General features: G+C 32.2%; 28 protein-coding genes, 1 tRNA gene and 1 pseudogene. 19 read left to right on the top strand and 11 right to left on the bottom strand.

All coding sequences use genetic code 11. From position 1 onward, the window contains the following. Positions 1-60: 60 nt before the first annotated feature. The 5 genes from P5P87_RS21455 to P5P87_RS21435 form a co-directional block, all read right to left on the bottom strand. Positions 61-1,086, bottom strand: coding sequence for a sensor histidine kinase (locus tag P5P87_RS21455; RefSeq protein WP_278020565.1), 1,026 nt, complete (start codon positions 1,084-1,086; stop codon positions 61-63). A gap of 134 nt (positions 1,087-1,220) precedes the next feature. Continuing rightward, positions 1,221-1,580 (bottom strand): hypothetical protein, encoded by a 360-nt coding sequence (locus tag P5P87_RS21450; protein WP_278020564.1) that lies wholly within the window; start codon positions 1,578-1,580, stop codon positions 1,221-1,223. Positions 1,581-1,726: 146 nt separating this feature from the next. Then, positions 1,727-2,623, bottom strand: a complete 897-nt coding sequence (gene xerD, locus P5P87_RS21445; RefSeq protein WP_278020563.1) for a site-specific tyrosine recombinase XerD — start codon at positions 2,621-2,623, stop codon at positions 1,727-1,729. A 78-nt stretch (positions 2,624-2,701) separates the two neighbouring features. Then, a complete protein-coding gene (locus P5P87_RS21440) occupies positions 2,702-3,280 on the bottom strand; it encodes a porin family protein (protein ID WP_198858211.1) in 579 nt (192 codons plus the stop codon). 190 nt (positions 3,281-3,470) lie between these two features. Beyond that, a complete protein-coding gene (locus P5P87_RS21435) occupies positions 3,471-3,986 on the bottom strand; it encodes a hypothetical protein (protein ID WP_278020562.1) in 516 nt (171 codons plus the stop codon). Positions 3,987-4,275: 289 nt separating this feature from the next. Here P5P87_RS21435 and P5P87_RS21430 point away from each other — a divergent pair, with 289 nt between their 5' ends. From P5P87_RS21430 to P5P87_RS21420, 3 genes are all read left to right on the top strand, one after another. Then, the gene (locus tag P5P87_RS21430; protein ID WP_278020561.1) at positions 4,276-4,836 is read left to right on the top strand and encodes a porin family protein; all 561 of its coding nucleotides are present in this window, start codon (positions 4,276-4,278) and stop codon (positions 4,834-4,836) included. A 136-nt stretch (positions 4,837-4,972) separates the two neighbouring features. Further along, complete coding sequence (aroQ, locus tag P5P87_RS21425; RefSeq protein WP_198858214.1) at positions 4,973-5,386, top strand: type II 3-dehydroquinate dehydratase; 414 nt, start codon at positions 4,973-4,975, stop codon at positions 5,384-5,386. 158 nt (positions 5,387-5,544) lie between these two features. Next, entirely contained in the window at positions 5,545-8,034 is a 2,490-nt protein-coding gene (locus P5P87_RS21420; RefSeq protein WP_278020560.1) for a DUF5686 and carboxypeptidase regulatory-like domain-containing protein, read from the top strand. A gap of 256 nt (positions 8,035-8,290) precedes the next feature. Here P5P87_RS21420 and P5P87_RS21415 read toward each other — a convergent pair whose 3' ends face one another. The 4 genes from P5P87_RS21415 to P5P87_RS21400 all read right to left on the bottom strand — a co-directional run bounded on the left by P5P87_RS21415 (position 8,291) and on the right by P5P87_RS21400 (position 11,833). After that, positions 8,291-9,166, bottom strand: a complete 876-nt coding sequence (locus P5P87_RS21415) for a cation diffusion facilitator family transporter (protein WP_278020559.1) — start codon at positions 9,164-9,166, stop codon at positions 8,291-8,293. Positions 9,167-9,315: 149 nt separating this feature from the next. Further along, a complete protein-coding gene (gene murA / locus P5P87_RS21410; RefSeq protein WP_278020558.1) occupies positions 9,316-10,629 on the bottom strand; it encodes a UDP-N-acetylglucosamine 1-carboxyvinyltransferase in 1,314 nt (437 codons plus the stop codon). 180 nt (positions 10,630-10,809) lie between these two features. Then, positions 10,810-11,532, bottom strand: a complete 723-nt coding sequence (locus tag P5P87_RS21405) for a DUF4290 domain-containing protein (protein WP_278020557.1) — start codon at positions 11,530-11,532, stop codon at positions 10,810-10,812. A gap of 4 nt (positions 11,533-11,536) precedes the next feature. Next, positions 11,537-11,833, bottom strand: a complete 297-nt coding sequence (locus P5P87_RS21400; RefSeq protein ID WP_111285800.1) for a DUF493 family protein — start codon at positions 11,831-11,833, stop codon at positions 11,537-11,539. 398 nt (positions 11,834-12,231) lie between these two features. Here P5P87_RS21400 and P5P87_RS21395 point away from each other — a divergent pair, with 398 nt between their 5' ends. From P5P87_RS21395 to P5P87_RS21360, 8 genes and pseudogenes are all read left to right on the top strand, one after another. Continuing rightward, entirely contained in the window at positions 12,232-12,795 is a 564-nt protein-coding gene (locus tag P5P87_RS21395) for a carboxylesterase family protein (RefSeq protein WP_278020556.1), read from the top strand. Positions 12,796-12,818: 23 nt separating this feature from the next. After that, positions 12,819-13,142 carry an alpha/beta hydrolase family protein gene (locus tag P5P87_RS21390; RefSeq protein ID WP_278020555.1) on the top strand — a complete coding sequence of 108 codons (324 nt, stop codon included), beginning with the start codon at positions 12,819-12,821 and terminating at the stop codon, positions 13,140-13,142. Between the two features lie 24 nt (positions 13,143-13,166). After that, positions 13,167-13,751, top strand: coding sequence for a hypothetical protein (locus tag P5P87_RS21385; RefSeq protein WP_278020554.1), 585 nt, complete (start codon positions 13,167-13,169; stop codon positions 13,749-13,751). A gap of 273 nt (positions 13,752-14,024) precedes the next feature. Then, positions 14,025-14,558 carry an AAA family ATPase gene (locus P5P87_RS21380; protein ID WP_278020553.1) on the top strand — a complete coding sequence of 178 codons (534 nt, stop codon included), beginning with the start codon at positions 14,025-14,027 and terminating at the stop codon, positions 14,556-14,558. 66 nt (positions 14,559-14,624) lie between these two features. Continuing rightward, positions 14,625-16,519: pseudogene (locus P5P87_RS21375) on the top strand (RecQ family ATP-dependent DNA helicase). Further along, positions 16,519-17,466 (top strand): methionyl-tRNA formyltransferase, encoded by a 948-nt coding sequence (gene fmt, locus P5P87_RS21370; protein ID WP_278020552.1) that lies wholly within the window; start codon positions 16,519-16,521, stop codon positions 17,464-17,466. The pseudogene P5P87_RS21375 and the gene fmt overlap by 1 nt, the downstream one beginning before the upstream one ends. A 180-nt stretch (positions 17,467-17,646) precedes the next feature. Next, complete coding sequence (locus tag P5P87_RS21365) at positions 17,647-17,919, top strand: HU family DNA-binding protein (RefSeq protein ID WP_278020551.1); 273 nt, start codon at positions 17,647-17,649, stop codon at positions 17,917-17,919. Positions 17,920-18,047: 128 nt separating this feature from the next. Next, positions 18,048-18,608, top strand: coding sequence for a YqgE/AlgH family protein (locus P5P87_RS21360; protein WP_008464759.1), 561 nt, complete (start codon positions 18,048-18,050; stop codon positions 18,606-18,608). On the opposite strand, the gene P5P87_RS21355 is transcribed toward P5P87_RS21360, so the two are convergent. Continuing rightward, a complete protein-coding gene (locus P5P87_RS21355; protein ID WP_278020550.1) occupies positions 18,605-19,441 on the bottom strand; it encodes an aminotransferase class IV in 837 nt (278 codons plus the stop codon). The genes P5P87_RS21360 and P5P87_RS21355 overlap by 4 nt on opposite strands. A 55-nt stretch (positions 19,442-19,496) precedes the next feature. After that, entirely contained in the window at positions 19,497-19,889 is a 393-nt protein-coding gene (locus tag P5P87_RS21350) for an START-like domain-containing protein (RefSeq protein ID WP_198858224.1), read from the bottom strand. Between the two features lie 150 nt (positions 19,890-20,039). Between P5P87_RS21350 and P5P87_RS21345 the strand changes: the two genes are divergently transcribed. From P5P87_RS21345 to P5P87_RS21315, 8 genes are all read left to right on the top strand, one after another. Beyond that, positions 20,040-20,113 (top strand) — tRNA-Met (locus P5P87_RS21345). Between the two features lie 76 nt (positions 20,114-20,189). Continuing rightward, entirely contained in the window at positions 20,190-20,531 is a 342-nt protein-coding gene (locus P5P87_RS21340) for an ACT domain-containing protein (protein ID WP_278020549.1), read from the top strand. Beyond that, positions 20,482-20,601 carry a hypothetical protein gene (locus P5P87_RS26205; protein WP_422854103.1) on the top strand — a complete coding sequence of 40 codons (120 nt, stop codon included), beginning with the start codon at positions 20,482-20,484 and terminating at the stop codon, positions 20,599-20,601. The genes P5P87_RS21340 and P5P87_RS26205 overlap by 50 nt, the downstream gene beginning before the upstream one ends. A 71-nt stretch (positions 20,602-20,672) precedes the next feature. After that, entirely contained in the window at positions 20,673-20,930 is a 258-nt protein-coding gene (locus P5P87_RS21335) for a hypothetical protein (protein WP_278020548.1), read from the top strand. A gap of 177 nt (positions 20,931-21,107) precedes the next feature. Further along, positions 21,108-21,434, top strand: coding sequence for a hypothetical protein (locus P5P87_RS21330; protein WP_278020547.1), 327 nt, complete (start codon positions 21,108-21,110; stop codon positions 21,432-21,434). Positions 21,435-21,493: 59 nt separating this feature from the next. After that, the gene (locus P5P87_RS21325) at positions 21,494-22,516 is read left to right on the top strand and encodes an aminotransferase-like domain-containing protein (protein ID WP_278020546.1); all 1,023 of its coding nucleotides are present in this window, start codon (positions 21,494-21,496) and stop codon (positions 22,514-22,516) included. After that, entirely contained in the window at positions 22,468-22,911 is a 444-nt protein-coding gene (locus P5P87_RS21320) for an aminotransferase-like domain-containing protein (protein WP_278020545.1), read from the top strand. Before P5P87_RS21325 ends, P5P87_RS21320 begins: the two co-directional genes overlap by 49 nt. Before the next feature lie 7 nt (positions 22,912-22,918). Then, a complete protein-coding gene (locus P5P87_RS21315; protein WP_198858229.1) occupies positions 22,919-23,401 on the top strand; it encodes a GNAT family N-acetyltransferase in 483 nt (160 codons plus the stop codon). The last annotated feature ends 66 nt before the right edge of the window (positions 23,402-23,467 follow it).

The following is a 23,467-nucleotide window of genomic DNA, read 5'->3' as shown; positions in this document are numbered from 1 at the left end:
ATAAATAAAACAAAAGGCTGTCAATTGACAGCTTTTTGTTTTTTATCTCTATTTCAAGTTTTACATATCATTAAAAATGATTTTAAAGCTGGTCCCCACTCCTACTTCACTTTCTACTTCAACCGTTCCTTTCATGGCTTCAATTTGATTTCTCGTAATATACAATCCTATTCCGCGAGCTTCTTCATGCTTATGAAATGTTTTATACATTCCAAACATTAAATCACCATATACTTTTAAATCGATTCCAAGTCCGTTATCTGTAATTGTAAGCGATTTAAAACCTTCTGGCTCTATAGCAAAATCAAAAGTAATTACAGGATCTCGATCAGGATGTGCATATTTAATTGCATTTGTCGTAAAATTGAGCAAAACGCTTTCCATATACGCCGGATTAAAATTAATCGTGAGATACTTTGGAACGTTATTCACAATAGTCACTTTTCGCTGCTTATCATAACCTTTAATAGTCGATATCGTCTTTTCGATATACTCGCAAAGTTTTAGCGGAACAACTGCAATATTAATATTACTTTGCGTCTTTACAATTTGAGTAAGATTTGAAATCGTTTCATTCAAATCGTTTGAAACGGTTCTCAAATGTTCCAGCATTTCAGCAACAGTTTGCTTATTCACATCAGCATCTATAAAATCTAAAATTGATTTTATGTTTCCAGCCTGCGTATTTAAATTATGAGAAACAATATGAGAGAAGTTCAGCAAACGACTGTTCTGATCACTATACAATTTCATTGTTTTCACAAGTTCGAGTTCTTTCTCTTTTTGAGCCGAAACATCAGTATGAGTTCCAATTACACGCAAAGGTCTTCCGTTTTCATCACGTTTAATTACTTTTCCTCGATCTAAAATCCACTTATAGTTACCACTAGAAGTCATTACACGATGATAATTTTCGTAAAACGGAATCTTATTATCAAAATGTTCGTGAATATCAGAGTAATATTTGGGAAGATCATCAGGATGTACAATTTTATCCCAACGCTCAGGATCATCAAAAATATCAGTCGATTCTAACTCTAAAATTTTAAGAGACAAAGAAGAGTAAAAGACACTATTTGTAACCATATCCCAATCCCAAATTCCGACTGTAGAAGCATCTAAAGCAAATTGAAAACGTTCTTCAGAAATTCTAAGTTTTTCTTCTTTATCCTTTATTTCAGTAATATCCGAAACATGACCATAGAAAATTACATTTCCATTTATAGAAGATTCCGTTTTAGAGGTAACTTTAAACCATCGAATCCCTTTTTTGGAAGCACAGCTCTAAACTCAATTTCCCATGGCTTTATTTCTTTCCTAGCTTTGACCAAAGACTGAAAAAAAAGTTCACGATCCTGCGGAAGAATTCGATCGTAGATTACAAACTTTATATCATTATTAAAATCCGCGGCAGAAAGTTCAAATATCTCATCTGCCGATTTACTTACGAGAGGAAAAGTATAATTATTATCGGAATCAATACTAAATTGAAAAAGCAGGTCGGGCATTTCGGCCAACAATTTTTTATAAAAATTATTTACCTCCAAGCAATCGTCATTTCCATACAAATCAAAAACCATATGCTACTTTTTTATGTAAATAAAATATTCAGAACTTATTTGGAAAAGCAAAAACAAACTGCAATGCTTTATTTTACTCCAGTTAAAAACAAAATTTTAACACAATATATAAATTTATAGAACAAAAAAACACAATTCTACAAAAATTATTTCCTAGGATGATAACTATGCATTACTTCTTTTAGAAAACTGCGATCCAAATGCACATAGATTTCTGTTGTTGTAATAGACTCATGTCCCAACATTAATTGAATAGATCTTAAGTCTGCACCATTCTCAAGCAGATGTGTAGCAAAAGAATGCCTCAACGTATGCGGACTTATATTCTTTTTAAGCCCCACTTTTTCAGCAAGATCTTTTATGATAGTAAAAACCATTGCACGTGTTAACTGATTTCCTCTTCTATTTAAGAATAAAGTATCTTCCGCTCCTTTTTTTATAATGAGATTGCAACGAATCGCATTTCGATATATATCAATATATTTTTGAGTTAGAGGCCCAATTGGAACAAATCTTTCTTTATTTCCTTTTCCAGTAATTTTAATAAATCCTTCATCAAAAAAGAGATCAGAAATTTTAAGCGAAATCAATTCGGAAACACGTAAGCCGCAGCCATATAAAGTTTCGAGCATCGCTCTATTTCGTTCCCCCTCGTTAGTACTTAAGTCGATGTTTTCTATCAAAGCATCAATTTCCTGAAGTGATAAAGTATCTGGTAGTTTACGGCCAGTCTTTGGAGCTTCAATTAATTCTAACGGATTATCGTTTCTATAATCTTCAAAAACCAGATAATTAAAAAAACTTTTAAGTCCAGAAATAATCCTTGCCTGCGACCTCGGATTAACTTCTTTGGCTACCGAATAAATAAATTGCTGTAAAGTTTCGTCGGAAATTTTTATTGGAGAAACATCAATCTGATTGGTTTCTAAAAACAGACATAAACGTTCAATATCAAAGCCGTAGTTTTCGATCGTATTTTTAGACAAACCTCTCTCAATCCTTAAGTATGATTGATAATCTTTTATATATCTACTCCAATTCATATCTACAAAGTAAGTGATTTTTTGGCATAAAAAAACCTTCCTTAAAAAAGGAAGGTTCTTCAAATATTTTTTAATTTCTTAATTAAATTTATAAGCTGCAGTTATAGCAAAAACACTATTTTTTGGGCTATCATAATATTCATCCCAAGTGTCTGCATTGTTATCTGCTATATTAGACAAACCTACTGTGTAACGTGCACCAACTGAGAAATTATCTGTAAAGTTATATCCTAATCCAAAGTTAAATCCTGTATCAACAGATTTGAAACCATCTTTAACATCTTCTCCATCACTTTTCGCAGAAACTAAAAATCCTATTTGTGGACCCGCCTCAGCAGTAAATTGTTTTGTGATATAAAACTTCGCTAAAACAGGAACGTTAATATAATTTAATTTAGTATCATACTTATCACCAGCAAATTTCAATTTAGCACCTTGCGTAGAAAACAAAACCTCTGGCTGAATAGCTAATCTTTCAATAACTTTAATCTCAGCGAAACCTCCAACTTGAAAACCTACTAAAGAGCTAGCATCCCAATAATTTCCACCAGCAAAAGTTGTGATATTAAGACCTCCTTTTACTCCAAATCTTGTTGACTGAGCATTTGCAAATGTAAAAGCCATAATTGCAATGGCAGATAAAATAATTTTTTTCATTCTAAATTTGTTTTGGGTTAAATTTAATTAGCCAAATATAAAAATATTCTTCATAAATCTATATTAGGAATTTAACAAATAAAATAGTAACTATTACATTATTTGTTAATTTTAGATTAAGCAAACTAAAATAAAAGCAAAAGCCCTTCCATTTCTGGAAAGGCTCTTAAAAAACACTATTAACTAAATATTAGAAGTGTAATGCAAAACCGATGTTTAATTGGAAAACATCTTTTCCGTAATCTTCATTTAAAGTAATATTGTAACGAAGACCTGGTTCAATAGATATGTTTTTTCCAACAAACCAAGCATATCCTCCTTGTAAACCTAAGTAAGAAGGATTTTCATTAGCATCTTTAATACTTGCTCCTGTGTAAGAAGCTTCAAGAGGAAATTTATTTAATAAATAATATTTCGCTCCCACTTTATAAGAAAATGCATTTGAGCTATGACCAAAGTCATTATAACCTAAACCAGCTTTAACAGCTAAATTATTGGCAACAAAGTAACCAGCTTCAGCTCCTAAACCCCATTCAGTCTCTCCATCTCTAGATGACAAATGAAAACTAGTATTGCCAACATTTGCATCAGCACCACCGAAAGCTGTATTAGCTTCAATTAACCATTTTCCTTTTGCTGTCTGTTCTTGAGCATTAGCCCATCCAAAAGATAATACTGCAATAGCGACTAAAACAATTTTTTTCATAATTTTTAAAATATTATTTGATTAATACTTCGCAAAACTAAGATTACACTTACAAAATAAACTCCACAACAAGCTTAAAAAGTATTAAAATAAGACAGAAAAAAATTACCAAAAAAAGAGCTGATTTTCAGATTAGTAAAAGATTATAAACGGCTTTAAAACCTTAAAATTTACTTTTCGGTGGGAATTTTATTAATTATTTAATCGAAAATATAATGCAATAAAATGCTAAATATGTAGTTTTGATCTATAAATAACATTTAAAATACCAATTTTTAAAAACCTTTTTATGAAGAAAATATTTTTAGCGACTGTTATGTTTATCGCAACATCAGCGGCAGTAAACGCACAATTTGTACAAATCGGGGTAAAAGCAGGGGTTAACTTTGCTAATCAAACTGGAGGTTCTGACTTTAATGGAATTTCTGTTGACAAAGAAGGAATTACAAGTTACCACGCAGGTCTTGTAGCAGAACTTAAATTATTAGAAAAATTCTCAATTCAGCCAGAACTTTTATATACTACTCAAGGAGCAACTTATAAAAATGCTGTTTCAGAATTTAAAAATGAAATGGGATATATTGCTATTCCAGTAATGGCAAAAATCTATATGACTAAATCTCTTAGTTTAGAACTTGGCCCACAGGCATCATTCCTTGTTAGCAATAAAAAAGAATTTGATGTTGCAGATCCAAAAACATTTGACTTTTCTCTTAACGCAGGTTTAGGATTAAAAGTTGTTGGAGGTCTTTTCGTTCAAGCTCGTTATGGTATTGGTTTGACAGAAATTTCAAAAGAAGCTGATTTTAAAAACTCTGTATTCCAACTTTCAGCTGGATACATGTTCTAAAAATATATCACATACTTTTACAAAAACCGCTCTATTTATTAGTGCGGTTTTTTTTATTTTTACACTTATATGTGAAATGTCATTTGTAAAAATGTAAAATACATTCACATCGCTTAATTAAAAAACAAATTACTTTATGAAAATCTGCATTATCAACGGACCAAATTTGAATCTTTTAGGAAAAAGAGAACCTGAAGTTTATGGAAGCCAAACTTTCGAAGATTATTTTGAAACGTTGAAACAAAAATTTCCAAATATTGAACTTTCCTATTATCAAAGTAATATTGAAGGAGAACTAATTGGAAAAATTCAAGAATGCGGTTTTACTTTTGACGGAATCATTTTGAATGCAGGTGCTTATACACATACTTCTATTGGTTTAGGAGATGCTATGAAAGCCGTTACAACTCCTGTAATCGAAGTGCATATTTCTAATACTTATGCTAGAGAAAGTTTCAGACACCAATCTTATTTATCTGGAAATGCAAAAGGTGTTATTTTAGGTTTCGGACTTAAAAGTTACGAATTGGCTATTCAGTCCTTTCTATAAAAAACAATTTTATTGCACGAAGTTGGAATTACCAAAAACTAAAGAATTTCAACTTCGTTCAACTTGATATGTTATCTCATCTAATGTCTTAGAATTTAACAAATTATTAATAAGCTCAGATTTAACTTATTATATTTTTGTAAGACAAGCCATACTACATGAGAAACTTTACTTTATTTTCCTTCTTATTTTTTTCTATTACCACCTTTTCACAAATTAAAGGAACTATAACAGATGACAAAGGAAATCCGCTTCCTTTTGTATCCGTTTTTGAAGAAAACACTTATGCAGGAACCACTTCAAATGAGCAGGGAAAATATCAGCTTAATGTAAAAGAAATTGGAAAAAACAAAATTACTTTTCAATATTTAGGATTCAAAACTCAAAAAATAGCCGTCGCTGCCGGAAGCAAAACCGTTACTTTAGACATTCAGCTCCAAGAAGAAAGTTTTGCTTTAAATGAAGTAATTATCGATCCTAAAAACAATCCAGCAAATGCCATCATAAAAAATGCAATAGCTCATAAAAAAGAAAACTCGGATAAAACTGAAAGATATACAGCCGATTTTTATTCAAAAGGAATGTTTAAAGTAAAAGATCTTCCCAAAAAAATACTGGGCAAAAAAGTAGAACTTGGCGATGATATGGCTTCAAATTTAGATTCTACGGGAACTGGAATCTTATATTTATCTGAAACGATATCTAAAGTTAGCCTTGAAAAACCAAACAAGTTTAAAGAAAACATTATTGCTTCTAAAGTTTCTGGAAACAATCGTGGTTATAGTTATAATACAGCAACATTGTCAAATTACGACTTTTATGACAACACTTTAGATTTTGATGTAAAACTCATCTCACCTATCGCTGACAATGCTTTCAATTATTACAAATACAAATTAGAAAGCACTTTTTACGACGACAACAATCAGCAGATTTATAAAATCAAAGTCATTCCGAAACGAGATAAAGAACCTGTTTTTGAAGGATACATTTATATTGTAGATGATAGTTTTGCCATTTATGCCATTGATTTAGACATCAAAGGGTATCGAATGAAAAATGAATTTACAGAAATAATGACTTTAAAACAGAGTTTCAGCTACAACACCAAAAATAAAATCTGGTCAAAAAATGCACAGACACTTTCTTTTAATGCTGGAATTTTTGGTGTAAAGTTCTCTGGAAATTTCAATTATGTTTATTCTAATTATGAATTTCCTGCCTCATTTGAAAAGAAAACTTTTGGAAACGAGCTCGTAGCTTTTGATCTAAATGCCAATAAAAAAGATGATGCTTTCTGGAATGAAATTCGTCCCATTCCGTTAACGATTGAAGAAAGCAGTGATTATGCAAAAAAAGACAGTTTGCAGACTATTAGAAAATCAAAAAAATATACCGATTCTATTGATGCAAAAAACAACAAATTCAAGGTTTGGGATATTTTAATGGGTTACGATTATAAAAACACTTTTAAGAAATATTCTTTTGACTATAAAGGCTTATTGAATATTTCTTCATTAAGTTTCAATACTGTTCAAGGTTTTAATTTGGATTCTGGCTTCTCTTTTAAAAAATGGAATGAAGAAGAAGGAAAAAGCACTTCGATAAGTACTACTTTTAATTATGGATTTTCTGACGAACGTTTTCGCGCAATTGGAGAATTCAGTCATCGATTCAACACTATTAATTATGCTACAATTTGGGGTTCTGGAGGAACAAAAACTGCTCAATTTAATAGTGCCGAACCAATTTCAAAATTTATTAATTCTATAAGCTCTCTATTTTTTAAAGACAACTACATGAAGCTTTATAACTTAGAATTTGCTGAAATTAATTACGGACAAGATATTGCTAATGGAATAAATCTTACTGGAAAAATTGGTTACGAGCAGCGAAAACCGCTTTTGAATACAACCGACTATTCATTCTTTAAAAAAGATGATATTTACTCCTCAAATAATCCGTTAGCGCCAAACGATTTTACAACTCCAGCTTTTGATCAGCATCATTTGTTTAAAGCGCTTCTGACAACGAAGATCAATTTTGGAAACAAATATATTTCAAGACCTGACGGAAGATTTAATTTTAAAGACGATAGATATCCGACGGTTTATTTAGCATTCGAAAAAACCTTTGCGGCAAGCGAAAAAAAGTACGAATATGAACGAATTGGAGCTTCCGTTCAATATGATTTATCGCTTGGTAATAAAGGTCTTTTAGGAACCAATTTTAGAGGAGGAAAATTCTTCAATGCTGAGAATATTTCGTTTATTGATTACAGACATTTTAACGGAAACCAAACTCATATTGGAACAAGTGAACGCTATCTAAATGTTTTCAACATGATGCCGTATTATTCTAACAGCACAAACGATAGTTATTTTGAAATGCATACCGAATACAATGATACGGGCTTTATTATGAATAAAATTCCGTTATTGAATCTTTTAAAATCAACTATGAATATCGGATTTCATGCTTTGGCAATTCCAGACAAAAAACCATATTCTGAATTTACAATTGGTTTAGACAATTTAGGTTTCGGAAAATTCAAATTATTCAGAATCGATTATGTTCATTCTTACCAAGGTGGCATCCAACAAAATGGCGTTGTATTTGGATTGAAGATTTTAAATGCGTTAGATTAAAAAAGGTTTTAAGATTCTTAGATGCTAAGCTTCTAAGTTTTTCTTTTAATACTTGACAGCATTTTTTTCAGGCTGAGCAATCTACAGACTTCAGGAGAAGACTGAGCAAAGATTTTCAATCTTAAAAAAAAGCTTAATTTAAAATCTGGTTTCAAGCAGATCATAAATTAAGCGGATTTTAAATTAAACTTTGTCAAACTTTAGAACTTTAACAAAGGAAAAGCTCAGAATCTTAGCACCTCAGAACCTTAGTATCTTAAGAATAATCATCTGGCTCAACATGTATTAAAACGTGCCCAAGTTCTGGGATTTCTTTTCTCAAAGTGTCTTTTAATTCGTGTGCTAAATCATGTCCTTCTTTTACTGAAATTTTTGCAGAAACAATTGCGTGAAGATCTACGTGGTATTTCATTCCTGCTTTACGAATAAAACATTTTTCTGTTCCAAGAATTCCTGGAACCAATAAAGCTTTTACACGAATTTCTTCAACTAAATCTTCATGAAGATTTTCGTCCATAATTTCACCAAGCGCAGGTCTAAAGATTTTATAACTATTATAGAGAATAAAAAAAGTCGCAAAAAGCGTCGCCCAATCATCTGCAGATTCATAACCTTTTCCCATAATCAGCGCAATCGAAATTCCGATAAACGCCGCAACAGAGGTTATAGCATCACTACGATGATGCCAAGCATCAGCAGCAAGAGAGGTACTATTGGTTTGCTTGCTTCGCTTCATAACCAAACGGAATGAATACTCTTTCCAGATTATGATAGCTCCCAAAACATAAAGCGTCCAAGATTTTGGCAAATCATGATCACTTCCAATATTGGCAATACTTTCATATCCAATAATTGTTGCTGAAGTAATTAGGAAACCAACAACTAAAAATGTTATTAAAGGTTCTGCACGACCGTGTCCATAAGGATGATTTTCATCTGCTGGTTTATTCGAATATTTGATTCCAAAAAGTACCAAAAAAGACGAAAATATATCTGTCGTTGATTCTATTGCATCGGCAATCAAGGCATAAGAATTGCCAAAAAAACCTGCGAGACCTTTTATAATGGCCAGGCAGGTATTTCCTATTATACTAAAAATAGTAGCTTTTATAGCTTTTTGTTCGTTTGTCATTTAGACTATTTTTTTTAGCCACGAATTACACAAATTACACGAAGATTAGCTTTGTGTTTTATTTTACTAATTTTTAAAAATTAAAATCGCAAAATTAAATTTCAAAAATAAAAATTAGTGCAATTTTTGTAATCCGTGGCTATAAACTTTTAAGCTCTCACGATTTTAGCTCCAATTGCTCTCAAACGTTCGTCGATACGCTCGTATCCACGATCGATTTGTTCGATATTTTGAATTGTACTAGTTCCTTTTGCAGAAAGCGCAGCAATCAACAATGAGATTCCCGCACGAATATCAGGAGAAGACATTGTAGTTGCTTTTAATTGAGATTCGAAATTATGTCCCATAACCACAGCTCTGTGCGGATCACATAACATGATTTTTGCTCCCATATCGATTAATTTGTCTACAAAGAACAAACGGCTTTCGAACATTTTTTGGTGAATTAAAACATCTCCTTTTGCTTGCGTTGCTACAACCAAAACGATACTTAATAAGTCAGGCGTAAATCCTGGCCAAGGTGCATCTGCAATTGTCAAAATAGAACCATCGATATCGGTTTTTACCTCATATCCATCTTTGTGAGCAGGAATATAAATATCGTCATTACGTTTCTCAACTGTAATTCCTAGTTTTCTAAACGTATTTGGAATCAAACCTAAGTTTTCCCAACTTACATTTTTGATCGTAATTTCGCTTTTTGTCATAGTCGCAAGACCAATCCAAGAACCAATTTCGATCATATCTGGAAGAATTCTATGCTCACAACCTCCAAGACTTTCAACACCTTCGATAGTCAATAAGTTAGATCCAACTCCAGTGATTTTAGCTCCCATAGAGTTCAGCATTTTACACAATTGCTGTAAGTATGGTTCGCAAGCTGCATTGTAAACTGTAGTTGTTCCTTTTGCTAAAACTGCGACCATTACAATATTTGCAGTTCCAGTTACAGACGCTTCATCCAAAAGCATATCTGTTCCTTTAAGACCTTCTTTTGGAGTTTCTACTCCATAAAAATGATCTTCTCTGTTATATCTAAATTTTGCTCCAAGGTTAATAAAACCTTCAAAGTGAGTATCTAATCTACGGCGACCGATTTTATCTCCACCTGGTTTTGGAATATATCCTTTTCCGAAACGAGCCAAAAGAGGGCCAACAATCATAATAGAACCACGAAGCGCTCCTCCTTCTTTCTTGAAAGCTTCAGTTTCTAAATATCCAACGTTAACTTCATCAGCTTGAAAAGTAATTGAACCTGGTTCGTTACGTTGAATTTTTACCCCTAAATTCCCCAACAAAGTGATTAATTTATTGATGTCTATAATATCAGGAATGTTATTAATTTTTACTTTCTCTCCTGTTAGAAGCACGGCACATAAAATTTGTAATGCCTCATTCTTTGCTCCTTGCGGAGTGATTTCTCCTTTTAAAGGAGTTCCTCCTTCGATTTTAAAAATTCCCATAGATTTTGTTTAGGTTCTTTCAAAGTTTCTAAGATTCTGAGATTCTAAGTAAAAAAACTCAGCAACTTAGTAGCTTAGCAGACTTAGCGCCTTTTTTTATTTTTGTTTTTGTTTATTTTTTAAGCATCTAAGTAAAAAAAACTTAGCAACTTAGGAGCTTAGCCTCTTAGTCGCTTTTTCTTACTTTTGATTATTGTTTTTTTGAAATGTCTTTTTTTGACCGCCTTTGTTATTGTTTTTGTTATTCTGCATTTTTGGCTGTGTTCCAGAAGCTGTTTTATTGGACATGCGTTTATTAGTGCGCATTAAATCTGTTGTATTCAACAATTCTTCTGTACTGTGTAATAAATTAATTTTACCGCCAGATAATTCATACAAATGCTCAAAAATCACATCGTCTTTTACTGTGTCTTTGTTCCAGCTCAAAAACGACTTTTTCATGTGATTGGCAATTACCATTATCAGCGCATTTTTCATTTCGCCTTCTTCCCATTTATTAGCAACTTCAATCATATATTTGATGTTATTGCCATAAAATCTATATTTTGGAAAGTTCTGCGGATATTGCAAAGTTTCAGGTTTTAACTGCAATACATCGCGAGACGGAATTGGGTATGGCGATTCTACATTCAGTTTGAAATCAGACATGATAAAAAGCTGATCCCAAAGTTTATGCTGAAAATCTGGTACGTCACGCAAATGCGGATTTAGGCTTCCCATAACCTGAATGATATATTTCGCGGCTTTATTGCGCGTTTCATCATCTTCGATTGCAGTTGCCTGATCGATCAATTTTTGTAAATGACGCCCATATTCTGGGATAATTAAACGTTGTCTTTCAGAATTGTATTCCAAATTATACACAACGTCACTTGCGGCTTCTCTTTTATATTTTTCGATCATAAGTTTATAATGAAACTATACCTTCTATTGTAGAAACTTCTTTGTATTTACTAATCACATCGTCTGAGCTGTGCATCGTAACATCTACAGAAACACTGGTAAATTTACCTGTTTTAGATTTTGTTGTTTTAATAACCGCTCCCATTCTATCAAAAGCTTTTTCAACACGCTCTACATTATCACCTACAGAAGGCACAATAAACTTATACAAATATTCTGCTGGCCAAGTGTTTGCGTTATCAAGTTCTACTTTTAATCTTTCGTAAAATTCGGCGGTGTTTTTTTCTTTATCGTTCTCCATTCGTAATTAAAAATAAACGCAAATATACGGTTTTTGAATTTAGATTTTTGAGTTTCGATTTTAGATTTTTTCTGTACTTAAAACTTTGTTTTAAAGGGACAAAGTTACAAAGGCGCAAAGGTGCAGAGAAAAATGCAATCGAAGATTATTTCTTTGTAAAATTTACGCTTATATTTGAGAAAATAATCCTTAAAATATTTCTCAAAAAGTTTATCAGAAGGACTCATACAACGTACTGTTTGTCATTTCGACGAAGGAGAAATCTCCGTAAGTAACTCCTCACGGTATTTCGCCAACCTTTGTAGAGCTTCTCGTGGAGATTTCTCCTTCGTCGAAATGACAATATTGTGGAAAAACTTTGCGTCTCTGTGACTTTGCGAGATTAAAAACACATTACAATGAAAAAACTCCTTTTACTTTTTATCGTTCTTACCTTAAATTCGATTCAAGCACAAGAAATCAAAACACTGACTTATTTCCAAAACGACACTTTAAAACTTGATTTAGATTTATATCTGCCAAAGAAAAAAGCTGGCGAAAAAATCCCGTTAATTATGTTTGCTTTTGGTGGAGGATTTTCTGGCGGAGAACGCACTAGCGAAAAAAATTTTGGTTTATTCATGGCTAAAAATGGTTATGCAGTTGCAAGCATTTCGTACAGTCTATACATGAAAGGAAAAGATTTTGGCTGTAAAGGAACTTTAACCGAAAAAATAAAAGCAATACAAATTGGCGTGAGCGATATGTGGCAAGCAACGGCTTTCTTAATTGAAAATGCAGACAAATACAATCTTGATACTTCAAAAATCTTTATTTCCGGAATAAGTGCAGGAGCCGAAATTGGTTTCCATGCTTCGTTTTGGGATTATAAATTAATGAATTTATACAAAAAAATCTCCCAGAAAACTTTAAATACAAAGGTTTCATTGGAGGCTCAGGAGCGATTCAGGATATTAATCTGATTACAAAAGAAAAAGCAATTCCGATGTTGTTGGCTCATGGAAGCAATGATGATACAGTTCCGTACGCTGCAGGTTCACATCGTTCTTGCCCGACAAATGCTTCTGGCTGGCTGATTCTTTTTGGCTCTTATGCAGTCTACAATCAAATGAACGATTTACATAAAGATATTGAACTAATTACTTTCTGCGGTGGCGGACATGAATTCTCGGGTTATCTTTTTCATGAAGGACAGCAGTATGTTTTGGATTTTGTGAATGATGTTTTGAAAGGGAAGAAATTTGAATCGCATTTGATTATGCCTTCAAAAAATGGAAAAAGCGCTGGGAAATATTCGTTCTGTGAGTAATTTTTTTATTTAAAATCTTTATTTATGAAATTAAAAACAGTACTAAATATATCTTTATTTCTATTATCATTTGGAAAAACCATAGCCCAAAATGATGATCTGAGCAGCCTGCGCTATCAATTTTCTAAAGAGGTATTTGAAAAAAAATATTCGAGAAAATATTTTGAAAGATTTAAAGGAAAGATTTTAATTTTAAATGAAAATTCTATTCAATTTGATGAAAAAACATTAATTCTTACTAATGTAAATAATGATTATATATCCATTTTCACTAAAGGTGTTTTTTACCCAAACATCATTACAGAAAATTCAACTTCAATTTTAAAAACTAAAGAGGAATTGAGTAAAATGACAAAAGATGAAAAAATGATTTACAATTTTAATAAAACAGATTCTATACGAATAAGCAATTTTCATGAACTTAAAAGATTAAATCCGAATCCCCAAACTAAACGATTCGTTTTTTGGCGTTATCGTAAAGGAATGGTAAACCCAACTGAATGCTACTTCGAATTAGAAAATAAAAAAGCTAGTACAGAAACTTCTTTAGCTGATTTTATTGAAAACTCACAATTAACTTTTTATTATAGAGGAACTATAATTATTTAATATTTCCTTCTTTAAAATTTCAATTCCTTCAAAGTTGTGAAAATCTGGCAGGAGATAGTGTTTGCAAAAAAAATAATTCCAAAAATAAAACCATCTCTCCTTTTTAGCCCTGATGGAAGCGGAAATCCTTTTGCTTTTTCCTTTAAAAAGCAAAAGATTGCAGCGGACAGCAGGAACCCATGACTGCTAAAAATGCTAAATCTTTCGCTTCAAGCAAATATTCTTTTTAATTATAAATAAGTTTAGGTAAATTTGCGCTTTATTTTTAGAATAGTGCAAAAAGAAATTATAGTCTTGCTTGGCGGACCTGGTACTGGAAAATCAACACTTATTAACGAATTGGTAGCTCGTGGCTTTTGTCGCTATCCTGAAATCTCTAGACAGGTTACCATGAAAGCGCAAGAACAAGGCATTGAACAGTTGTTTCTAGAACAACCTCTTTTGTTTAGCGAAATGTTATTGGAAGGTCGTATTGAACAATATAAAAATGCTCTTGAAGAACCTGATAATGTAGTTTTTATTGATAGAGGAATTCCAGATGTTGTAGCTTATATGGATTATATTGGCGATGAATATCCGGAGCACTTTACAAAAGCTTGCGAAGATTTCAAATATTCTAAAACCTTTATTTTACCGCCTTGGGAAGAGATTTACCAAAGTGATTCTGAACGTTATGAAAATTTTGATCAGGCAGTAAAAATTCAAGATCATCTTATTGAAACCTATAAAAAATACGGTTACGAACTGATTGAAGTTCCTAAAGATACGGTTGAAAACAGAATTCTTTATATCTTAGACAAAATTTAGCGGTATGGTTTAAAGTTGTAAAACTAGAAACTGTTTTTCTAAATTTTTAACTTTAAAACTAAAGCAATGCTCGGAGCGCAGGATATTCTTCTAAAATACTGGAAACACGACAGTTTTAGACCGTTGCAAAAAGAAATTATTGACTCTGTTCTTGAAGGACAGGATACTTTTGCCGTACTTCCTACGGGCGGCGGAAAATCGATTTGTTTTCAGGTTCCCGCCATGATGCAGGAAGGAATCTGTCTTGTTATTTCTCCTTTAATTGCTTTAATGAAAGATCAGGTTGCTAATCTGCAAAAAAGAGACATTAAAGCAATTGCTCTTACAGGCGGAATTCATACCGAAGAATTGATCGATCTTCTAGACAATTGCCAATACGGAAATTACAAATTCTTATATCTATCTCCAGAAAGATTACAATCGGACTGGATTTTGGAGCGTATTAAAAATTTACCCATAAATTTAATTGCTATTGACGAAGCGCACTGTGTTTCGCAATGGGGTCATGATTTTAGACCTGCTTATCTTAAAATTTCAGAACTTAAAAAACACTTTCCGAAAATTCCTTTTTTGGCTTTAACAGCAACGGCAACTCCGAGAGTTATTGAAGATATCAGAACACAATTAGAATTAAAAAATCCAAGACATTTTCAACAATCGTTTGAGCGAAAAAACATTGCTTATATGGTTTTTGAAGTTGAAGATAAACTTTATAGAACTGAACAAATTCTTAAAAAAATCCGCAGCCTTCTATTATATATGTACGAAATCGTAAAGCGTGTTTAAACATGTCTTCTCAATTGCAATCTTTAGGATTCACTTCGACTTATTATCACGGTGGTCTTTCGGCTAAAGAAAAAGACAAAAACATGCAATTATGGATGTCACAACAAGCTCAGGTTATTGTGGCAACAAATGCTTTTGGAATGGGAATTGACAAAGACAATGTTAAAACTGTTATTCATACACAGCTTCCAGAAAATATAGAAAATTATTATCAAGAGTCTGGCAGGGCTGGACGAAATGGCGAAAAAGCTTTTTCGGTCTTGCTTTACAATAATTCAGACATGATCCAGACCGAACAGCAGTTTATAAATATTCTTCCTGATAAGAAGTTTTTAAAAACGATGTACATCAAACTCTGCAATTATTTTCAGATTGCATACGGAGAAGGTTTAGACGAAACTTTCTCGTTCAAATTGAATCATTTTTGCAATAAATACGAATTCCCTACTCTCAAAACATACAATGCTTTGCAGTTTTTGAGCCAGCAAGGAATTATTACAATGTCTCAGGAATTTTCAGAAAAAATTAGCGTACAATTTTTGATTGAGTCTAAAGAAGTGATTCGATATATGAGCTTGAATCCGAATGATGAAGAAATTATTTTGGCAATTTTAAGAACTTATCCAGGCATTTACGATGTAAAAGCTAATTTGAATTTAGGATTAATTGCAAAAAAATCAAATCGGTCTGAAGAACAAATTATTGCGGTTTTAGAAAAACTGAAAGAAAAAGAAATTATAGAATACAAATCTAAAAACAACGACGCTACCATTTTATTTAATGAAGTCCGTGAAGACGACCTTACTATAAATAGGGTTTCAAAGTATTTAGAAAAACAAAATGAAGTTAAAAAAGAACAGCTTTTGTCTGTTTTACATTATATAAAAGACAATAAAACCTGCAAAAACAGATTGGTTTTAAACTATTTTGGAGAAGAAACCAGAGAAAATTGCGGCATTTGTTCGTACTGCATTACACTAAAAGGAAAAATTACCGAAGCCGATTCGATTGCAGATAGGATTTTATCTCTATTGAAAAACGCTTCGCTGACTTCGAGAGAAATTGAAAACCAGATAAAAATGAATAGCAAAGATATTCTATCGGTTCTTCAGGAATTACTCGAAAATAATCATATCATTATACAAGCGAATAATAAATACACTTTAAAATCATAATGGAGAAATTGAGAATTATATTTATGGGAACGCCAGAATTTGCTGTTGGCATTTTGGATACCATTATCAAAAATAACTACGAAGTCGTGGGCGTAATTACTGCTGCAGATAAACCAGCAGGTCGCGGACAAAAAATAAAATATTCTGCAGTAAAAGAATATGCGCTTGCAAACAATCTTACTTTATTACAGCCAACCAATTTAAAAGATGAAAGTTTCTTAGCAGAATTAAAAGCGTTAAATGCTAATTTACAAATCGTAGTTGCTTTTAGAATGCTACCAAAAGTGGTTTGGGAAATGCCAAGCTTAGGAACTTTTAATCTTCATGCTTCATTGCTTCCAAATTATCGTGGAGCCGCTCCAATTAACTGGGCAATTATTAACGGTGAAACTAAAACTGGAGTTACTACTTTTTTTATAGATGATAAAATTGATACTGGTGCAATGATTTTAAATTCCGAAATCAATATTGAACCAGAAGAAACGGCAGGACAATTGCATGATCGTTTAATGGAATTAGGAAGCACAACTGTAATTGATACTTTAAAGGTTATTGAAAACAGAAATGTTACCACAACAATTCAAGAAGATAATGACGATATTAAAACGGCTTACAAACTAAATAAAGAAAACTGCAAAATTGATTGGACCAAATCTGGGACAGAAATCAACAACTTAATTCGGGGTTTAAGTCCTTATCCCGCTTCTTGGTGCTTTTTGAAAGACCAAAATGAAGAATTAAACATCAAAATTTATGAAGCCAAATTAGCCTCAGAATCACACTCTTATGAGATTGGAAAGCTAATTAGCACTAAAAAAGAAATCAAGATTGCAATAAAAGATGGCTTTATTCAGTTATTAAGTCTACAATTTCCAGGAAAAAAGAGAATGCTTGCTTCAGAATTATTAAATGGAGTGAGTTTTTCTGAGTCTGCAAAAGTGTATTAAGGTCAGTAAAACAGGGGTTTGTACCTACTTTTTATCGATGAACAACATTCTTTATGAACAAAAAAAGCAAGTTATTAACAATTTTTGCTAAAAATAAAGAAAACACTTGCACGCAACGGATTTCCTACTAAATTTGTGTATTAACAATTTTTTTTAACCAACAATTAATAACTAATTATTATGAACAAATCAGAATTAATCGATGCTATCGCTGCTGATGCAGGAATTACAAAAGCTGCGACGAAATTAGCTTTAGAGTCTTTTTTAGGTAATGTAGGAACTACTTTGAAAAAAGGTGGAAGAGTTTCATTAGTAGGTTTCGGATCATGGTCAGTATCTTCAAGAGCTGCTAGAGACGGTAGAAACCCTCAAACAGGAAAAACTATCAAAATCGCGACTAAAAACGTTGTAAAATTCAAAGCTGGAGCTGAATTAGAAGGTGCAGTGAACTAAGTAAGAAAGTTCTCTAAACTTATAATATAATTAAAACCTTCCATATGGGAGGTTTTTTTATGCGGTTTAACGATTTTTTTTGTGATTTTAATTTTTTTATGATTAAATTTAATAAAAATTGTAACCGTATGATTTCAGAAAAATTAAAAAAAGGACACCTGCTTATTGCCGAGCCTTCAATAATTGGAGATTTATCTTTTAACAGATCGGTAATTTTATTAGCAGACCATAACAAAGAAGGATCAATAGGTTTTATAATTAATAAGCCATTAAAATACACTATTAATGACTTAATCCCTGAGATTGATGCTAACTTTAAGATATATAACGGAGGCCCTGTAGAACAAGACAACCTTTATTTTATCCATAATATTCCTGAGTTAATTCCAAACAGTGTGGAGATTTCAAATGGAATTTATTGGGGAGGCGATTTTGAGTCCACCAAAGACCTTATAAACAACGGATCTATTAGCAAAAATAATATTCGTTTTTTCTTAGGTTATACCGGTTGGGAAGAAAATCAGCTTGAGAATGAGATGCAAGGAAACTCTTGGATTATTGCTGATAATAATTATAAAAATAAAATTATCGGAAAATCTACCACTCACTTTTGGAAAGAGCAGATTATTGAGCTAGGCGGTGATTATCTTATTTGGTCTAACGCACCAGAAAATCCATATCTGAATTAATTTTCAGCTATGGATTCATTTAGTTTCTGCACTAATAAATGAGCAAGATTTGTTGTAAACTCTTTTTTTCGATATTTAGTTATCGGCTGTATTCCCATGATTACATTAGTCAGAAATAATTCGTCTGCTTTTTGAAGATCAAATGGCGAAATTATTTCTTCTAGCACTTCTATGCCTTCTATTTTTTTAGCAATCGCTAAAATTTGTTTACGCATAATTCCGTTTAAAGCTCCTTCTGAAACTGGAGGGGTAATAAGCTTTTTACCTGTTAGCATGAAAATATTTCCCTGAAGCGCCTCTACTACATTTTTACTGTCATTTAGCAAAATGCAATTGGCAAGGTCATTTTCGTGCGCATAGATGCTTCCAGTAACATTAATCATTTTATTAGTCGTTTTAAGAGACGACAATAACTGTTTTGTCACATAGAAATCCTTATACAAATCTACTTCGTATTCGTTTGAATTTATAATATAAGAAACACTCTCAATTGGAGTTGCATTGATTAAGAATGAGATATCATTAGTTTTCGGAAGATACAAACCACCATCATTTCTAAAAACTGTTATTCTTGCGCGAGCTGAAGATGCAATTCCTTGTTCTTTTACCAAGTTCAGAATTTGCTCTTCAAAATATTCCATTGTAAAATCCATCGGAATCATCATTCTCACTACTCGCATAGAAGCCATTAGCCTAAAATAATGATCCTCAAGAAACAAGATTTTTCCATTGATAATTTTTACTGTTTCAAAGATACCGTCTCCGTATAAAAAAGCGCGGTTTTGAGTTAATATTGTATCTTCTTGCGCTATGTTTCCGTTAAAATTAATCATAAAAAAAACCCTGAATTTTGTTCAGGGCAAATATAAGGTATAAAATAGACTTTTACTAAACAGATCCTATAAGATGTTTTAGATCTGAGATTTGGTTCTCCCACAATTGTTTAGCCTCGCCTAATTCTTCTTTATCAGCAAAATCGACTACCATAAGCGATACATCTTTAGTCAACTCATCAACTAAAATATGAAGTTCAAAAAAGTACTCGGTATCTTTACTGCTATCATCAACCCATTTGAATTTTACTTTTTCTCCAGATTTTTTTGAAGCCAAACGTGCTTTTTCCTGCGAATCATTCCAGATGAAAGTAAAAATTTCACCTCTTGAATTAACATTGTCAGCAAACCATTCTTGTAAACCTGACGGCGTTGATATATATTGATACAATAATTGTGGCGAAGAATTGATCGGAAACTCGATTTCGTAACGTATTTTTGAATCCATGTGCTACTTTTAATTTTTTCGAAATATAAGAATATATGTCCAAAAACAATGCATTTTTAAAAATATTTTTTTTTCTTCAATTTATGCTTGCACGCTTTAATATTATTTCTATCTTTGCACCCGCAATCACGAATTCATGATAGCAGTCCAGGCGAGGTAGCTCAGTTGGTTAGAGCGCAGGATTCATAACCCTGAGGTCACGGGTTCAACTCCCGTCCTCGCTACTTAGAAGGTAAAACCCTTAAGCAGAAATGTTTAAGGGTTTTTTATTATTTTTAAATAAAAATCAATCCTATTTTTATGGAAGGCGAAACAAATTTGAACACTATTTTAGAGAATCTTAATCCTCTTCTTAATGACGGAAAGTATGTTTTCACCAAAGTAGATTCTTTAGATTTAATTCCTTTTTCTAAAATTTTATTTCTATTTAAAGAGCAAGAAGGAATCACAGTTGTACTAGAAAAACACTTTGCAGAAGAACTTAATCTTAACTTCTCTTATGTTGCTTCTTGGATTACTTTAGAAGTTCATTCTTCTTTGGCTGCAGTAGGTTTAACTGCTCGCATTTTCTCAAGCTTTAGGAAAAGCCAATATAAGTTGCAATGTAGTTGTCGCCTATTTTCACGACCATATATTTGTTGATGAAAATGACGCGCAAAAAGCAATGGATGTATTGCTAAAATTAAAAGAGGAAAATAAAAATTATTTGTAATTAAAAAATCAAAAAATATCCGCAAAAACTGCCATTAAAATAGTTATTTTGCAAAGGTAATTTACAAACATATGGATATAGTTAAATTTAAGATCACATCAAAAACAATAAAAGTCGAAGTGCGCAATTCGAATAATTATGTTTTTAACTTTAATACTGCTTTAGAAATTGATAAAGCAGATCGTGATGTTTTATTAAAACTATATAATGCCTTAGATCTTCTTTTTAAGAAAGAAGCAACGATCGAAAATAAAAACTATATTTCGCCAAATCAAACGAATATATTAGATCAGATTTCTGTTGCCGATTTAGAAAAGGAAAATCAATAATTAATTTCCTTTTCTTCTTTATAATTTAAAGTCTCTGAATAACATTCAGGGACTTTCTTTTTACAATTATTTCATCCTCTCAACAAAAAACAGTAATTTTAATCTGTACCCGTAAAAAAAGTTTTTTCTGTATCTGTACCCATAAACCCGATAGCAATAATTTTGCTAAAAAAAGATATGGAATCTAAAGCAACAACACAGAAAAAGACAACATTTAGAGAAGTTTATGTATTTGATATGGAGATTTTGCAAAACATCTTCATTCAGAACATGCGTGAAAAAGCTGAAGATAAAATGCTTTTTGGAATGCCTTTTCTTCTCTGCGAAAAAGACAATGAAATAAATTCGTTTGCAAGTTTAGTATTGGATGAAAATAATGAAATCGGATTTAAAATTTATGATAACGGAAGTTTGACAAATGAAGATAAAGCAACATTTAATGAATACATCAAAAAATTTCTAACGAAAAAAGAAGTGCCAATTTCAATAATGCTGAACAACTAAAAAAAGTACCGAACATTTTATTCATTATCTCAACCTTTAAACGCTTAAGAAAAAGCACAATGAAGAATCAAGAAACATTATATTTAAAAATTGCCAAAATCATTGAAGATCAAATTCACACTGAAACTTTAATGCTTGGCGACAAACTGCCTTCTGTACGAAGTGCGCAAAAACTATATAATGTTAGCCTTAATACCATTAAACAAGCATATTTAGAACTCGAAAGCCGTTCTCTTATAGAATCTCGTCCAAAAACGGGATATTATGTAAGCAAAAGTTCACAACGCACAACGGCACTTCCAACAATTGCGAGTATAAACAATCACGAAACAGAAAATACGCCCGAGGAGCTTATTGATAAAGTTTTCGGTACCATCAATCAAACCGATGTAACACAATTTGCACTTGGATTACCTGGAAAAAATTTTCTTCCAATTGCAAAACTTAACAAAGGAATCATCAATGCTGTACGAAATAGAAGTGACGCCGGCACAACCTACGAACCCGTTCAAGGATCTGAAGAACTTCGACGTGCCATTGCAAAATGGGCACTTGTTATGGAAGGAAAAATTACCGAAGACGATCTTGTAATTACTTCTGGCGCTATGCATGCCATGTACAATGCACTTATGGCCGTGACATCTCCAGGAGACAGTGTTGCTGTAGAAAGTCCTGCTTATTTTGGAATACTTCAAGCCATTAAGGCATTAGGTTTAAAAGCTGTTGAAATTCCGACCCATCCTTTGTATGGAATAGATCTCGACGCTTTAAAAAAAGTAATGCCTGAAATAAAGGCCTGTTGTTTTGTTACTAATTTTAATAATCCAATGGGGTTTCAAATGCCTGATGAAAACAAGCAAGAACTGGTACGACTGATAACACAATATAATATTCCATTAATTGAAGACGATATTTACGGCAATCTTTACTTTGGTTCAGAACGCCCAAAGCCTTGCAAATTTTATGACGAAGCTGGTTTGGTTTTGTGGATCGGATCTGTTTCTAAAACGCTTGCACCAGGTTATCGCGTTGGATGGATTGCACCGGAAAATTTAAAGATAAAATCATACGTCAAAAACTAGTTCAAACGGTTTGCAATTCTTCTTTATATTCAGATGTCATTGCAGATTTCTTAGAACATGGACGTTACGATCATCATCTGAGGTCTTTTAGAAATAAGCTTTACAATAATTATCTTCAGATTAGCCGTGCTGTAGAATCTTATTTTCCAGACAACACCAAAATAGCACAGCCAAAAGGCGGTTTTATGTTATGGATAGAATTAGATGAAAGAATTTCTACAACAGAATTATACAACACTGCTCTCGCTCAAAAAATCGTCTTTGCACCAGGAAGAATTTTTTCGCAGTACAATCAATACAACAACTGCATGAGATTAACCTATGTTTTAGAATGGAATGAACGCGTAAATTCTGATCTGGAAAAATTGGGCAGAATAATAAAAAATAGTATTTAATAGCATTATGAAAAATAACGAACAAGTAGAAATAGTAACTTATAACCCGAAATACAAAAAAGATTTCAAGGATTTAAACATAGAATGGATTTCAAATTATTTTGTAGTTGAACCAAATGATGTAAAAGCGCTTGATCATGCCGAAGATTACATTATAAACAAAGGCGGAGAAATTTTTGCCGCAGTTTTAAACGAGGAAGTTTTAGGCGTTTGCGCATTAATAAAAAGTGAAGGAAAAGATTACGATTACGAATTAGCCAAAATGGCCGTTAATCCGAAAGCGCAAGGAAAAGGTGTTGGATTATTATTGGCAGAATCTGCGATAAAATGGGCTAAAGAAAAAGGAGCTTCTAAAATTTATTTAGAAAGCAATACCAAATTGAAACCAGCTATTAAATTGTATGAGAAATTAGGATTTAAAGAAGTAACAGGCCTTTCGTCAGCTTATGATAGAGTTGATATTCAGATGATTCTTATGCTAAATTCTTAAATCTGGACTATTTCAGTAAAAGAAAAAGTGGACTATCAAAAACGCTCTTTATCCTAATATATTTGC

Source organism: Flavobacterium ginsengisoli (genome assembly GCF_029625315.1).
Taxonomy (GTDB): domain Bacteria; phylum Bacteroidota; class Bacteroidia; order Flavobacteriales; family Flavobacteriaceae; genus Flavobacterium; species Flavobacterium ginsengisoli.
This window is presented reverse-complemented; position numbering and strand designations above follow the sequence as displayed.